Origin of the sequence: Vibrio wakamikoensis (assembly GCF_050337275.1) — a bacterium.
In the GTDB taxonomy this organism is placed as follows: Bacteria; Pseudomonadota; Gammaproteobacteria; order Enterobacterales; family Vibrionaceae; genus Vibrio; species Vibrio chaetopteri.
The window spans coordinates 50,154-65,554 of the sequence record NZ_JAKJST010000026.1 but is presented as its reverse complement, the minus strand read 5'-3'; the positions used below and the strand labels follow the sequence as shown (position 1 = coordinate 65,554).

Sequence of the window (15,401 nt, the reverse complement as noted above, 5' to 3'; positions counted from 1 at the left end):
ACTAGAACACTTCATTGACGTGGAAGTAGAAGGTGCCACCATGCTCACCGTAACCGATATCCGCGCGCACATTGACCTTGTCTTTGATTTTGAATCGAAAGCCAGTACCAGCACTCGCTAACGTTTTATCCCACAGCCCGGATACATTTTCTGATACCGTACCCGCCGCGCCCCAGAAAACGACACCGACTCGCCAGTACACTGGTAAACGGTATTCTACCTGTCCCATCATCATTTGGTTATCACGATAGCGACCAAGGATATAGCCTCGCATCGCATCTGCACCGCCAAGATCTGGCAGTTGATTCCAAGGGACGTTGCCTGAGGTTAAGTTAGCTTGCACTTGCCATGCAAATAATCCCGGCACCGGCGCCAACGAGTGATATTGAGAAGCCTTAAGCGAATACTTACCAAAGTTCTCTGAGTTAGTGGCATCGTGATACAAACCCAAATCGGCTTGCAATAAGGTACCTTTAGTCGCGTTGGTTACGTTATCTCGGGTATCAAACACGTTAGAGACAAACACACCATAGCTGGTGTTATCGGTGAGCTCATTAGCAATGGTATCAAGGTTTTGATTTTCAAACGTCTTATCGTGAGGGCGCACCGATTTCACATTGGCACCCAAGCCCAAGAAGTAGTCACCAGAAACTCGAGTCAGCCACGTTGGTTTTACATCGATCACTTGCTCTTTGAAATCAACCTTATTGCCGTCTTGCTGCCCGTTTTCGTAGCCCTGACCATAATAAACCGCTGCGTCATCAAACACTTTAATATCGGTGTAAACGCGGTTATCACCGCCATTGTAAAAGTGCTTATTACTGAACGTAATACCCATAGAGCCATTCGATGACGCATACGGGTTGATCACCATAGAAGAAGGCTGACCAGCACCATCACTCGGGTCACCATATAACCCCACATACAAGAGTCCAAGCCCCAAGCCTTGCTCTGGCTTGTAAAACACCGCAGGAATATAACTTGAGTTGAGACCTTTATCTGCATCGTATTCCGACTCCGCACCAAACACACCTAAAAAGCGATCAAGCTTCTCTGTGGTTGGGTTTGGAGTGTGCTCAACAAGGGGCACAATATGATCGTCAGCCAACGAAAGAGAGGTAGCTGCACTGCATGTCAGCAACAATGTAGTTTGAGCAAATAAGGTTCGCATGATTGGGAATAATGGGGTTGATAGCAAAGGCAGGATTATAGAGGAAAAACGCCAGATTGCGGCGATTCAAATGTAAAAAAACTGCAGATTTTACTCTGCAGTTTTTTAATCGTAACTCGCCTTTTGTATCATTCGTCATTCCACTGGCCGTGCGCCTACGCAGGCAGGAATCTAGGTTAAGGCTTGGTGTGCGCTATGAGTAGATCCCTGCCTTCGCAGGGATGACGAAACTTTTCTGTTGGCACATACCAAATATGCGGCCCATTATAACCTGCCGCCATAACAGCAAAGCCTTAACCTTGAATACCAACGATTAGCCATGGCGCATTTGGCTGGGTCAAATCACGCTCAAGGTGCCAGATATCTTCGATGTCTTCTTCGATGTTTTCAACTGTATCGCGGTAACGACCAGAGAATTGAAGACTCAACTGTGCTTTGTTGGCGTCGTAATCGGCACGAACAACCTCAGCGTCAACATACATCACGTCAGTGTGCTGCTCGCCTTCAAGCTTAGCGCGTTCGCTGATAAGATCTTGCAGCAAGCTTGCTGATACATACTCTTCGATCGTGTGTAGTTCGTTATGATTCCACGCACCTTGAAGAATACGGTAGTGCTCGCGAGCACCATTTAGGAATGCAGCTTGATCAAAGCCCGGTGGGTAGTTATGAGGCACTTCGCTGTGTCCAGCTGCACCAAAGCCACCTGTTGAAGCCGTTGATGCTGGCTGTTCAAAGTTCTGGAAGTTTGAAGGCTGCTCGAACTGTTGACGAGAGTGACCGCCAAACGCCGGCTGCTGCCTCTGCTGATTCATACTACCCTGCTTTGCCCCCAGCATACCGCGCATCAGTTTGAAGATCACAAAAGCAATCAAACCAAAAATCAAGATATCCATGAAGTTGATGCCTTCGAAAGCACCACCAAAGAAGGCAGCTAAAAGGCCACCAGCAAGCAAACCACCTAAAATACCGCCCATCAGACCTTTCTTGCTGCTTCCAGCTTTATTCTGATCTTGGCGACTGATGTTATTGGTATTTTGTTGTTGCTGCTTTGGAGCCGGAGCCGTTTTAAAGCTCTTACCAAATGATTTACCGCCACCGAATTTCTTTGCTTCGGCTACCGGATTCACCGCCACTGCCAGTACTAGCAGTGCGACGAAAGAAAATAAACGTTTCATTCTCAACCTTTCGTTATTGTCACATTACATCGTAAGTCCTATTACGACTTACTACGCATCATATACTGAGCTTAGCATTAAAGAAACGCTTTAGATGCTCGGACTTGTTTCAGAATATTGCACGTTTGTTACGGTATACACACCAACAATGACATTGTTTCAAGAACACACTGTGATACCGACAACTATCTCAAAAGTGCGTTGCAACCTTGCAATCACTGGCTTCATTTGTTGACGCTAACCTGTCTCAACACTAAAATAACGAACCGTGTTCAATTAAGAATCCATCACAATGGCCCGCAGAAACGATCATACCCGGGAAGAACTTATCGACCTGACGCTGACTACTGTCAGGGATTACCTCAACGAGAACTCCTATCACTCGCTGAGTCTTCGCAAGATAGCCACGCTTATAGGGTATGTTCCTAGCACCTTGGTGAATATTTTCGGCAGTTACAATTTACTGTTACTTCATGCCGTTGCTCGCACCGTAGACGAGTTGTCCCAAGAATCGAAACTAGTCATCGAAAGAACGGACAACGCTGAGCAAGCCTTGTATGCGCTGGCTATTTGCTATCATGATTTTGCAAAGAAGTACCCGTATCGTTGGCAATTAATATTTGAGCACAACATGAATGGTGACCAACTTCCAGAGTGGCAGTCGCAGCGCATCGACGGTATGACTGGTATGTTGGAGCATTTATTGTCTGAGCTTCGCCCAGAACGTTTACCGACTGACGTCATGAAGGCTAGTCGTGTACTTTGGGCTGGCGTGCACGGTATCACGCTACTCAGTGTCGATGACAAATTTTTCACCTCAGAACCTATTGATGGCAGTGTGCTCATCAAAGATCTCATCTCAAATTACCTCAAAAGCTGGTAATTAAAAGGAAAGGTAATGCCTAACACCAAAACTGCGTCTTTACTTACCGAAAGACGCTTTATGCCCTACTTTGTTACTCAGTTTTTCGGCGCATTCAACGACAACATTTTTAAAAACGTTCTACTCCTTTTTGTTGCGTTCGCTGGCCCACAAGTACTACCTATTTCGAGCAACTTGTTCATCAACCTTGCTGCAGGGTTGTTTATTCTGCCTTTCTTCTTGTTCTCTGCTTCCGCAGGTGTCCTGGCTGACAAATACGAGAAGTCGTGGTTCATCCGCAAAGTTAAGCTAGCGGAGATTGGTATCATGTGCCTTGGCGCCATTGGTTTTGTCACCGAAAGCTATGGCATTCTGCTACTGTTGCTATTTTTGATGGGTACCCAGTCTGCTTTTTTTGGCCCGGTAAAATACGCGCTACTGCCACAGCAACTCAAACCAAACGAACTCCTATCGGGCAACGCGTTGGTAGAAACAGGGACTTTTCTCGCGATTCTATTGGGTACTTTGGGTGCGGGCATTATTGCCTCCTCTGAGAGCGCTAAATATGTGGCGGCAGCCAGTGTGATTGTGTTCGCATTGGCTGGCTATATATCGAGTCGTTCAATCCCCAATGCACCCGCGGCGGATCCAGATCTTAAATTCCGCTGGCAACCAGTTAAGCAAACCAAAGAAACGCTCAAGATCGCTCACCAAGATCGAGTGGTGTTCCAATGCATCATGGCGATTAGCTGGTTTTGGTTTTTGGGCGCGGCTTACTTAACGCAATTCCCGAACTTCACTAAGATCCATTTGATGGGCAATGAGGCCGCAGTCTCTTTCCTATTGGCGTTATTCTCTGTCGGTATTGCCCTTGGCTCTATGCTCTGTGACAAAATGTCGAAAAACCGTATTGATGTCGGCATTGTGCCAATTGGTAGCATTGGTATCACTATCTTTGGTGCATTGATGGCGTTTGCCGTACCCGAAGAGCTTCCGCAGTTTGCATCGTTTAGCGAGTTTGTTTCGCACACAGCACTGTGGCTCGTGTTCGGCTATCTGCTTGCTCTTGGTGCCTCCGGTGGTCTGTTTATCGTTCCTTTGTATGCGTTAATGCAGCAGCAGGCGAAACCGACAGAGCGCGCCCGTGTCATTGCCGCTCTCAATATCTACAACTCTTTATTTATGGTTGGTAGTGCAGTACTGGGTATTGTTGGCCTTTCAGTGCTGGGACTTTCTATTGTTGAGCTGTTTATCCTGCTTTCAGCACTTAACTTTTTGATGGCTACTTACCTGTTTTTGCAAGCACCAGTCTTCGTAGTGCGTTTTCTGATTTGGATTCTTACGAACATCATGTATCGCATCAGCCACAAAAACCTGCATCACCTTCCAGAGAAAGGCGGCGCGCTGATTGTCTGTAATCATGTGAGTTACATGGATGCGTTGGTCATGAGTGCGGCAAGTCCGCGCTTAATCCGCTTTGTTATGGAAGAGGACTACGCAAACTTCAAACCAGTGCGTCGCTTCCTAAAACGTGCAGGCGTGATCCCAATTTCAGCCAAACGCAAAGGCACGATTCGCCGCGCCTTTGTGGAGATTGAGCAAGCACTCGCGGCTGGCGAAATTGTTTGTATCTTCCCTGAAGGCCGTTTGACTGCCGATGGTGAGATGAATGAGTTTATGCGCGGTATTGATATTGTGCTAAAGCGCTCGCCAGTTCCTGTCATCCCGATGGCGCTTAAGGGTTTGTGGGGAAGCTACTTCAGTCGTCACAAAGGACGTGCATGTAAAGGACTACCAACTCGATTTAGAGCGAAACTGGAGCTAGAAGCGGGCACGCCCGTACTTCCCGAAGAAGCATCAAGCCAAACCATGTTCGAGAAAGTGTCTGAACTGCGTGGTGACTACCGCTAGCCGGAGCAATACTATTAACCTATTTAACGGGCGTTTAGTTTTACTGAACGCCCGTTAAATTTTATTTAGTTTTACTTACCTTAAACTCTCGCTACACTTCGCTAACTATTGATTGGCATTTCAACTGCTATTAGCTAGCGCTTTTGCTGTTTGTAAGGATTTTGATGATATCCCAACTACGCTCTTACCCTCTGTTCTTCCTCGGGATTATTGCTTGTTTGACCCCTTGGGTAAGCTCACCAATGGCGCTGATTTTTGGCTTTCTTCTCACCACTTTTAGCTTAGTGCCGCACGATATTCCTATCGCCAAATACACCAAAAAGTTACTTGCTTACTCGATTGTTGGTTTGGGTTTTGGTATCCACCTTGACCAAGCTCTGCAAGCAACCAGTGACGGTATCGGCCTTATTATCGCCACCATCATTGGTACGCTGGTGATTGGTTGGGCTCTAGCAAGGCAAATGGGATTGGATAAACACACTGGCTATTTGATCTCGTCAGGTACTGCGATTTGCGGTGGCAGTGCCATTGCCGCGGTTGCCCCTGCTATTGATGCCGATGACGAAAGTATTGCCATTGCGCTCGCGACCGTATTTGTATTGAACTCGCTTGCGCTGTTTGTCTTTCCGGTTATTGGCCATGCGTTATCAATCGATCAGCATACCTTTGGTACATGGGCTGCCATCGCCATCCACGATACCTCATCGGTCGTGGGCGCGGCATCTGCGTATGGTGAGCAAGCACTTACCACAGCAACGACATTGAAACTTGCCAGAGCGTTATGGATAATTCCTGTTGCGCTAGTGAGTGCGATGCTGTTTCGCAACAAAAACAGCAAGCTAACGATCCCTTACTTTATCTTCTTTTACTGCGGCGCCATTTTGGTTAGTGACTACTTACCTCAATTTGAATGGGCGTATAACGGCATTTTCGATGTATCGAAAAAGTTGTTGGTGGTGTGTCTATTCTTGATTGGAACCAGCATATCCATCGAAAGGCTCAAACAAGCGGGCAGTAAGCCTATGTTATTTGGGATCACGATGTGGCTACTAATTTCGATAACGTCTCTTAGCTGGCTTTTGTTCGCTTAAGCAGGCTGTTAATTAGGTACTGATGTTGTTTATATCAGTGGAAGGCGATAGAGCATTCTTGTTCGAAGCAGACTTTGATTTCTTGTGGTTTAAGTAAAGGATCGCTGTGAGCAAAAAAGCAGTTAACTCTGCAAGCGCTTGCGACAATCCCTCAGAGGTTAATGCAAGACCTATCTGCAATCCTATCGCAATCATTAATAGCTTGTTCATTCCCTTCCGTCTCGCTTAGCCAATTCAATAGTGGATATTATGGTGAGCCTTGCTTGGAATGAACAATGCCGATTTGGACTATGAAATAACAATAAAATCCGACTGAGAAGCAGCGAGCCACTGCTTGACGTCTCGACGAGCGACTTTGATCCCTGACGAGGTCAGTTGATTTGGCATTAAGAAGTAGCCAATTGGGTGTTTGAATTTAGCCAGCAGAGGGGTGAGTAAATCACGCATTTTGCTAAGCTCAGGTTGACTCTTTGCCTGCACCAAAGCCACACACCGCGCACCAAACTCTTCATCCTCAACAGGCACTACTATTGCTTGACTGATAAAGCTCAAACTATTCAGCGCTGCTTCGACCTCTTCACAGTGAACATTTTCACCACCGGAAATAAACAGGTTGTCAGCGCGGCCGATGACGCACAGCTCTCGTTGTGTATTCCAGCAGCCAAGATCTTTGGTATCAAACCAGCCAGACTCCAGCGCAAGCGGGCTAATCTTTCCTTGCACAAAATAGCCACGAGCGAGAGTGTCACCTGCAACATAGATACGCTCGTTCTCCACTTTTAATGCTCGGTGTGGCAACAATGTACCTGAAGAAGCAATCGCATCGACACGCTTTGCTGTCACCGTTGATGCGGTTTCTGTCATGCCATAGCCCATCCAAGACTCAATCCCACGAGCCTCTGCGCTTTCCACTAATGTCTGCGCAATCTGACTGCCACCAAGCAACACGCGTTCTAGCGAGGTTGGCCATTGATTATCGATGATTCGCTTGAGCTGAGTGGCAACGAGCGATGCATGAGTGACATTCGCAATATCTGCGGCAAAGTTTCCAGAAGCAATGTTGAGCGTTGCCCCCACAGTTAGCCAGCGCCAAACTATGGCAAGCCCAGAGACATGAAACATAGGTAGACTAAGCAGCCAAGAGTCATCAGCGGTAAAGCGAAAGCGCTGCAATAAGCCCGCTGCCGATGCGAGATGATTAGATGCACTGTGAGCGACAGCTTTAGGTAGCCCCGTAGAGCCAGAGGTAAAAACAATCGAGACAACGGGTTCGGTCATCTCAATGGCATTTGTTAGCTGTGAGTTCGCTTTAGAGCTGTCATCATCGGATCTTTCGATGCGATAAAGCTCATGCTCATGCTCATCACGCTGAGCCGTTAACTCATCCCATTGACAGTTACCCCAGACATTCGCCGGCTCATCAGTGCGATACAAGGTATCAAATTTAGCGATAAGCTGAGACTTGGGTTGGTCATTGAGCAAGGCAGGAATAACGCCGTGAGCGAGGCAGGCAAGATATCGAAGTACCAAGCTCTGCTCAGCTCTGCCAACAAGACATACGACATCACCAGGTGCTAAATCTTGTTCAACTAAGCACTGGCCGAGTGATTGAATTTGCTCACAAAGCTCATGCCACGTCATAGCGTGAGCTTGATTTTTAATCGCAATCTTGTTCGGAGTGAGCTGCGCCCAATGCTCCCAAAGAGGGAGCGGTGGATTAACGGACGTCATTAAGCCTCATTATCGCCATGTGACTGCCAATACACGGTTTGCTCTGCCAGCGTTTGTACTGGCAGCAAACATCCAGGCCATGGCGTTTCAAGCTGAGCGCCAAATAGCTGCATCGTATCCAGCCCTGGTGTTTCTTCTGGATTGAGCCAATTTGTCAATCGTGCAAGCTGCCCAAGTCCGACACTCGACTCAAGGCTAGAACTTATCACCACTTGAATGGCGTGCGCTTTTGCTTCTTCGACCAGCGCCATGCACTTGTCGATACTACCAACTAAGGTCGGTTTTATAATCAGTGCTTTCACGCCTGTAAGGTGTTTGACCGCAAAATCACTCTGGTGAACCGCGGCTTGCAAGGTCTCATCCCAAGCGATAGCAATACCAGTATCTATCGCGAACGACACACTGTCGCCGGGCTGCTGGCAAGGCTCCTCTATAAAGGCAATACGCTGCCTTAGCGATGGCGCGACATACTTAGCGAACTGTTTAGCTTTTTCTAGCGTCCAAGAGCGGTTCGCATCGAGCCTTAATGTGAGGTCTGGTATGGATTCTAGCAACAGGCTAACAATCATCCCATCACGAATAGCTTCGTAAAGGCCAACCTTAATCTTGGCGACTTTCTTGCCTTGCATGTTATTGAGCTTAGGGATCAGCTCATCTGGGTCACCACTGCACAGTGGCGCTGCTCGATAGTTACCTTCCGCAGGTAGCTTACCGCCGAGCTCTAGCAATGCTGCCGAGAGACCAAACGCCACCGATGGGTAACAGCTTTCGATATCGGTAGGTTGATTGTGTACCCATAATTCGAGTTGGGCTTGAGCTTGAACGCCAGCCGCTTCTAGCGACTCTTGACTGAATCCAGGTAACGGGGCGATTTCACCCAATGCAACGCGGCCGTTGTCACTGAGTTCTACAACCCACCCTTCCCTTGCAGTGAGCTTTTGCTCGCGAAGAATAACACCGCTGTCCATAGGCAGACAGTAGCGATAGAGTTTTGCTTGTCTCATGGTCGTTCCCACTTCATAAGAAGTCATCACAGCCACCTTGAGAAGAACGGTGACTATGAACAATACACCGGGTTAGGCCGCGGCATGGGCTAAGAGTTCCCCAAAAATTGTATTCATGCACTATATTGAGCGCTCTCTCAACCAACCGCTACCAAACGTAAATAGGCTGCCAAAAGGCAGCCATTACAATTGTGTTATGGGTTTCTTGGGAACTTGTCAAAGTCAGGGCGACGTTTTTCGTTAAACGCGTTGCGACCTTCCTGACCTTCTTCTGTCATGTAGAACATCATGGTTGCGTTACCCGCAAGCTCCTGAAGACCAGCTTGTCCATCACAGTCAGCATTCAATGCCGCTTTCAGACAGCGAAGCGCCATTGGGCTGTGCTGAAGTACTTCACGACACCAGCGTACGGTTTCCTTCTCAAGATCAGCAATTGGCACAACGGTGTTAACCAGTCCCATGTCCACGGCTTCTTGTGCGTCGTAGAAACGACATAGGAACCAAATCTCACGCGCTTTCTTCTGGCCAACGATACGTGCCATGTATGACGCGCCCCAACCACCATCAAACGAGCCAACTTTTGGTCCAGTTTGACCAAATTGCGCATTGTCTGCAGCAATCGTTAGATCACACATCATGTGCAGTACGTGACCACCACCAACGGCCCAACCCGCTACCGATGCAATGACAGGTTTTGGACAAGTACGGATCTGACGCTGGAAATCCAATACATTCAAGTGGTGAGTGCCTGAATCATCTTGGTAGCCGCCGTAGTCACCACGAACGCTTTGGTCACCACCAGAGCAGAACGCCTTCTCACCAAGGCCAGTTAGGATAATAACGCCGACACCTTCATCGTAGCGTGCATCCGCTAACGCTTTGATCATTTCATTGACGGTACGTGGCGTGAACGCATTGTGTACTTGCGGGCGAGCTATGGTGATTTTTGCAATGCCATCTTTTGACTTGTGATAGGTGATCTCTTCAAAGTCACCCGTTACATCAGCCCAATCAACGGGTGCGTATAGCTCTTCTTCTGTTAATCCAACGGTTTTAGCCATGATCTATTCCAATTATTTTACTGAGCCTAAGCTCATTTGTTCTAGATAAGTGCGCAGCCGCAAGACAAAAGCCCGTGGCTGCTCTTTGTGTACGTTGTGGCCTGCACTGGCAATAGGTTCGTAATCAAGCCCACTGCCAATGGCAAGCTGAGTAAATTTGTTATCGAACTCACCACAGATATAGAGTGGTTTGCGATGTTCTGAGAACGACAATGCTTTCACGCTCGGGAGTAAGTCAGGCTGCTTCGCCAATGACGTGGCCAGCAACATGTCGCTCAATGCACTCCCAAGGTTAACACTGCGCTTAGCAATCAAAAGTTGTCTTTGCTCATGATTTAGTGAGGAAAACACCGCTTGCTGATACCAATCGGCCAAAACCGCGCCAATCTCTTCCTGCTTGAAGCGCTGAGCCCATAGGCTATCGCTACGCCAACGCGCGTTTTTTTGTTCATCGTCAGGCAAGCCAAAATTGCCTCCTTCAATCACTAAGCCATTAACATTTAGTTCATTAATTGTTTCGTGTATCGCGCGGTGCTTGGTCATCAAATACATCAAAAGGCGTGCACCAAGTGAGTAACCAACCAAACAAACCGGCATTGTTGCACTCAATTTATGTGCTTGAATACAGTCTAGTATTGTCGCAGTAATCATTCTGCAAACTTGATCAAAACTTACGCCTTGAACTGGGCAACTTTTTCCGTGACCAGGAAGGTCGATCGTCAGCCGATGATACTCAGGTAACACTTGATTGACCGCATCCCAGTCATCACCTGCCCCTAAAAAACCATGAACAAACACCACCAAAGGCGCTTCGGGCGATGAGTGGGCGGGTGTATAGCGATACGCTAACCGTTCAGGTGTAGGCATAACGGATGTCATTGGGCATAACTAACATCATTAGCCACACTTCTCCCAAGCTGGCGAATCATCTCTCCAACTTCGTTAGGTTGAGTGGTCACTTCTAATAACAAAGTACCTTCACCCTGAGAGAGATGGTGAGCCACAGCAGACTCTAATTCAGATTTGTCTTGTGGCGCATGATAGCGCAGACCAAATTGCGCCGCTGCATGATGAAATTGGTAACCATGAGGCATTTGATAATACTGTGACTTCTGCTCTGATGGCGTGGGAAGCATGTCAAAAATAGCGCCGCCATCATTGTTGGTCACGACAATCACACATGGTTTATTAGAGCGTGAGAACAGAGCTAACGAATTCAAATCGTAAAGTAGTGAAGTATCACCGATGTACAACACTAACGAGCGTTCACTCCCCTTTTGCACTCCAGCTGCCGTTGCCACCAGACCATCGATGCCGGAAGCTCCGCGATTACTGTAGGTTTCAATCGCAGGCAGAGACGTCAGCATATCAACCAAGCGTACAATCAAACTGTTACCGATAAACAAATCCACACTGTCTGGCAGCGCCTCAACACTTCTCGCCACATCAAATTCAGTTAAATGTGGCGTGCTAAGGAATTTCGACCTCACCGCTTCTGAAGCATCAATGAGCGACTCTGCCCAGCCTGAATGTTGAGCTTGTGAAAGCACCTTTAATGCCGCACTGAGCCAATCCTTAACGTTGACACAAAGCTGCTTTTGTCTGAGGTGACTTGGATTTAGCCGATCGAGCACAGGGGTAAGTAGTACGTACTCGCACCCTGCTTCGGCTTGATGATCAATCCAGCTCAATAATCGCTTTGACACCAGTCTTGACCCGACTTGCAAGATAAAATCAGCCTGCGCCAGCTCAGCATTGGCCGCTTTATTTTGCAGCCAAATATCATAGCGCTGCCAACGCTCGCTCACACCCGATTGAGGATCGCAAAGCACCGGCCAACCAAGCTGATTAGCAAGCGCTAGCGCCTGTTTTGCCTCAGCAAGGCGAACGCTGCCAACAACGATAACGCCTTTACGCGAAACAAGGTCGAGTGACTCAGCGTCTTGGGCGATATTATGCAGCCTGTTTTCGGTGTAACCAGAGAAGCAATCACTGCTTGCTTGCCATGCACTAACGCTGGCTAGGTAGTCAGCAAATACTGTTTTATCTTCCCCGCCATAAAGAGGCTCAGGGAATGGGCAGTTAATATGAATGCTACCGCCACGCAGTCTTTGCTCAGCAAAAGCATAATCGATGGAGGTGAGAAGCCATGGCAAAGGCACTTGTGTCGATGGCGAAGGCAAATCAAGCGCGTAACTCACATGCGAAGAGAATATGCCTGTTTGCTCGATAGCTTGGTTAGCACCGCAGCCGACAAGCTCTACAGGTCTATCGGACGTAAGTAATATCAATGGTTCTTTGGTGAGCTTGGACTCTGCCACTGCCGGCAATAAATTCGCAACAGCGGTACCAGAAGTGACGATAACGGCCACTGGGCTTTGCGTACGTTTAGCCAGCCCCAACGCAAAGAAACCGAGGCCGCGCTCATCAAAATGAGTGTGAAGAGTGAGCCCTGAATGTTCAACCGCCTCTAAAGTAAGCGGCGTTGAACGTGAGCCTGGAGCAATACAAACATGTCTTACGCCTTGGCGATAACACTCTTCCAGTAATGTTTGTGTCCAAACACGATTGAGCGCGGCTTGATGGTTGCTCATGAAGCCACTCCAAGAGACGGGTTATCAGAGATAAGGCTGAGCAATGTCGACATTTTCTTGTCTAACTCTTGCCATTCGTGTTCGGCAACTGAACCAGGAACAATGCCCGCACCGGCAAACAATTGAACCTCATCTTTCATTAGTAAAGCGCTGCGAATGGCAACGCAAAACTCAGCGCGCTCATGGCTTAAATAACCCACAGAGCCTGCGTACCAGCCCCGAGCAAACGGCTCTCTTTGTTCAATAAACGCCATCGCTTCTTTGCGAGGCAAACCGGCGACCGCCGCTGTCGGCTGAAGTGCTTGCAGTAGCTGTACCGCATTTATGCCTTTGTTTAACTGAGCAACAATATTGCGCTTTAAATGCTGCACCTTTCGAAGACGTACTAAACGAAGCTCTTGTTCTAAATGAACCTCGTCGGAATGAGGTGCTAAGCTTTGCAAAATGTCATCAACCACGTATTGGTTTTCGTTGATGTTTTTCACATCTTGCGTCAGCCAGTTAGCCAGCTTCATATCATCCGCCGCATTATCACCGCGACCGATCGTGCCCGCTAAGGCTTCCGTCTCAAGCTGTTGACCCACTCGGCGATAGAGCCGCTCTGGTGTCGAGCCAACAAATGCCAACTCTTTGGAAAGCACCATCATAAAATGGAAGCTATGATGATTTTCTCGATAACTGGCTTTGAGCAATTGTGCTGGTGAAATAGGCTGTTTGACATCAACCGTGGTTTTGCGCGCGAGTACAACCTTCTTGAACTGATTATTTTCAATGCCCGTTAGCACGTCACCAACGAGTCGGTGCCACTGCTGCTCATTAGGAGTATGAGTTAGGCTCGAAATGGATGTGGCAAGCGGTGGCAACTCGGCAACATCTATTACCAACTGCTTGAGCGCTGCTATTGCTTTCTCGACGCTCATACTGATATTAACGGCAATACGCCAGTTTTGATCGAAGCGTATCAGTTCAATTTGCGGCAAGAAGAAAAAGGCTGACATGCAACGGCGATTTTTGTCTGTATGGCCATCGAAGGAACGCCCACCCCATACACGCTGGTTTTCTGCCAAGATAGTGTAAGCGGGAGCGGCTTCAGAGAATGTGTGTAATTGACCTAGCGCCACTACCTCTTCGCGAGTGTCGCGGGATTGCCAATAAAACTTCGGATAATGAGGTTGCGCTTCCAGCCAGTCGATGCAGTGAGACTTGGGACGTCCCTTGATGCCTTGCTCCAGTCGTTTACAACCTTGTGGGGCATTTTCAAGTTTGCTGACAAGTTGAGCGATAGCTGTTGTTAACTGAGACAAATCAACCTCATAACCTTAAAATTTGTTCCTATATACACGAAATACTCTATTTCTACCAACCCTATAGATCAAGCCACAAGGCGATTAATTGCTCATGATGTCAACCTGCTCACATCTCCGCCTTTTGGCAGCGTGCTTTATTTTCCACTTTGATCAGATTTTTATTCTTTCAAAAGCCATTTTGGTGTAATTTAGTAAAGAAATTATCGAATTTTTAGGAATTAAACAATGAAAAATATCGGGATGTCGTCAAAACTCGATAATGTCTGCTACGACATTAGGGGTCCTGTACTCAAACATGCTAAGCGCATGGAAGAAGAGGGACATAAAATACTGAAACTCAATATCGGTAACCCAGCCCCGTTTGGTTTTGACGCCCCTGATGAAATTCTAGTCGATGTCATCAGAAACCTGCCTACTTCACAAGGTTACTGTGACTCTAAAGGTATATACTCCGCTCGCAAAGCTGTAGTTCAACACTACCAACGCAAGGGCATTCACAGCCTCGACGTTGAAGACGTTTACATTGGCAACGGCGTTTCTGAGCTTATTGTAATGGCGATGCAAGCGTTGTTAAACAACGGCGATGAAATGTTAGTTCCCGCTCCTGACTACCCACTGTGGACTGCAGCGGTGTCACTTTCTGGTGGCAACCCGGTGCACTACCTATGTGACGAAGAAGCGGACTGGTATCCGGATCTTGATGACATCAAGAAGAAAATCACGCCAAAAACGCGCGGCATTGTTCTTATCAACCCGAACAACCCTACCGGCGCAGTCTACAGTCGTGATTTCCTGCTAGAAGTCATCGAAATTGCACGCCAGCATAAACTGATTATCTTTGCTGACGAGATTTACGACAAAGTTCTTTATGACGGTGCCACTCACACTTCAGTCGCAACATTAACAGAAGATGTACTTGTGATGACCTTCAACGGCCTATCCAAGTCTTATCGCGTTTGTGGCTTTCGCGGCGGCTGGATGTTCATGACCGGACCAAAGGAAATGGCAACAGGCTACGTCGCTGGCCTTGAAATGCTGGCTTCGATGCGTCTTTGCGCCAACGTACCTATGCAGCATGCTATTCAAACCGCGCTAGGGGGTTATCAGAGTATCAATGAGCTTATCTTACCGGGTGGCCGCTTACTTGAGCAGCGCGATAAAGCGTATGAGTTGATCACTCAGATCCCTGGTGTATCGTGCGTCAAACCAAAAGGCGCAATGTACCTTTTCCCGAAAATCGACACTAAGATGTACAACATCAAAGACGATCAAAAGATGGTACTCGACTTCCTCAAGCAGGAAAAAGTGTTGCTGGTACAAGGCACTGGCTTTAACTGGCCGAAGCCGGATCACTTTAGAATTGTTACTCTTCCACATGTGGAAGACTTGGAAATGGCGATTGGCCGATTTGAGAAGTTCCTGTCTACCTACAGTCAGTAACTCTTTCATATTGATACAATAAAGCCTATTCTTAATACGCGCCCAACCTTTACT

General features: G+C 47.7%; 13 protein-coding genes. 4 read left to right on the top strand and 9 right to left on the bottom strand.

Annotated features, from left to right (window positions below; all coding sequences use genetic code 11):
- Position 1: 1 nt before the first annotated feature.
- Together L4C42_RS15900 and L4C42_RS15895 are read right to left on the bottom strand one after the other, a co-directional pair.
- Positions 2–1,171 (bottom strand): BamA/TamA family outer membrane protein, encoded by a 1,170-nt coding sequence (locus L4C42_RS15900; RefSeq protein WP_353498144.1) that lies wholly within the window; start codon positions 1,169–1,171, stop codon positions 2–4.
- Positions 1,172–1,464: 293 nt separating this feature from the next.
- Entirely contained in the window at positions 1,465–2,346 is an 882-nt protein-coding gene (locus L4C42_RS15895) for a Tim44 domain-containing protein (RefSeq protein WP_418641655.1), read from the bottom strand.
- 292 nt (positions 2,347–2,638) lie between these two features.
- Between L4C42_RS15895 and L4C42_RS15890 the strand changes: the two genes are divergently transcribed.
- From L4C42_RS15890 to L4C42_RS15880, 3 genes are all read left to right on the top strand, one after another.
- Positions 2,639–3,229: a TetR/AcrR family transcriptional regulator gene (locus tag L4C42_RS15890; RefSeq protein WP_429761215.1), complete on the top strand. Its 591-nt coding sequence runs from the start codon at positions 2,639–2,641 to the stop codon at positions 3,227–3,229.
- Positions 3,230–3,244: 15 nt separating this feature from the next.
- Positions 3,245–5,119 carry an MFS transporter gene (locus L4C42_RS15885; protein WP_429761213.1) on the top strand — a complete coding sequence of 625 codons (1,875 nt, stop codon included), beginning with the start codon at positions 3,245–3,247 and terminating at the stop codon, positions 5,117–5,119.
- A 164-nt stretch (positions 5,120–5,283) separates the two neighbouring features.
- On the top strand, positions 5,284–6,210 hold the full coding sequence (locus L4C42_RS15880) for a YeiH family protein (RefSeq protein WP_429761211.1): 927 nt from the start codon (positions 5,284–5,286) through the stop codon (positions 6,208–6,210).
- Between the two features lie 12 nt (positions 6,211–6,222).
- Here L4C42_RS15880 and L4C42_RS15875 read toward each other — a convergent pair whose 3' ends face one another.
- From L4C42_RS15875 to L4C42_RS15845, 7 genes are all read right to left on the bottom strand, one after another.
- Positions 6,223–6,420: a hypothetical protein gene (locus L4C42_RS15875; RefSeq protein ID WP_353498140.1), complete on the bottom strand. Its 198-nt coding sequence runs from the start codon at positions 6,418–6,420 to the stop codon at positions 6,223–6,225.
- A 78-nt stretch (positions 6,421–6,498) separates the two neighbouring features.
- Complete coding sequence (gene menE / locus L4C42_RS15870; RefSeq protein ID WP_429761209.1) at positions 6,499–7,941, bottom strand: o-succinylbenzoate--CoA ligase; 1,443 nt, start codon at positions 7,939–7,941, stop codon at positions 6,499–6,501.
- The gene (gene menC, locus L4C42_RS15865) at positions 7,941–8,945 is read right to left on the bottom strand and encodes an o-succinylbenzoate synthase (RefSeq protein WP_353498665.1); all 1,005 of its coding nucleotides are present in this window, start codon (positions 8,943–8,945) and stop codon (positions 7,941–7,943) included. The genes menE and menC overlap by 1 nt, the downstream gene beginning before the upstream one ends.
- A 194-nt stretch (positions 8,946–9,139) precedes the next feature.
- Positions 9,140–10,006, bottom strand: coding sequence for a 1,4-dihydroxy-2-naphthoyl-CoA synthase (gene menB, locus L4C42_RS15860; protein ID WP_353498138.1), 867 nt, complete (start codon positions 10,004–10,006; stop codon positions 9,140–9,142).
- Positions 10,007–10,018: 12 nt separating this feature from the next.
- Positions 10,019–10,873 (bottom strand): 2-succinyl-6-hydroxy-2,4-cyclohexadiene-1-carboxylate synthase, encoded by an 855-nt coding sequence (gene menH, locus L4C42_RS15855; protein ID WP_353498137.1) that lies wholly within the window; start codon positions 10,871–10,873, stop codon positions 10,019–10,021.
- Positions 10,874–10,881: 8 nt separating this feature from the next.
- On the bottom strand, positions 10,882–12,600 hold the full coding sequence (menD, locus tag L4C42_RS15850; protein WP_353498136.1) for a 2-succinyl-5-enolpyruvyl-6-hydroxy-3-cyclohexene-1-carboxylic-acid synthase: 1,719 nt from the start codon (positions 12,598–12,600) through the stop codon (positions 10,882–10,884).
- On the bottom strand, positions 12,597–13,904 hold the full coding sequence (locus L4C42_RS15845) for an isochorismate synthase (RefSeq protein ID WP_353498135.1): 1,308 nt from the start codon (positions 13,902–13,904) through the stop codon (positions 12,597–12,599). The genes menD and L4C42_RS15845 overlap by 4 nt, the downstream gene beginning before the upstream one ends.
- Positions 13,905–14,132: 228 nt before the next feature.
- On the opposite strand from L4C42_RS15845, the gene L4C42_RS15840 reads away from it, so the two are divergent.
- A complete protein-coding gene (locus L4C42_RS15840; RefSeq protein ID WP_353498134.1) occupies positions 14,133–15,347 on the top strand; it encodes a pyridoxal phosphate-dependent aminotransferase in 1,215 nt (404 codons plus the stop codon).
- Positions 15,348–15,401 lie beyond the last annotated feature (54 nt).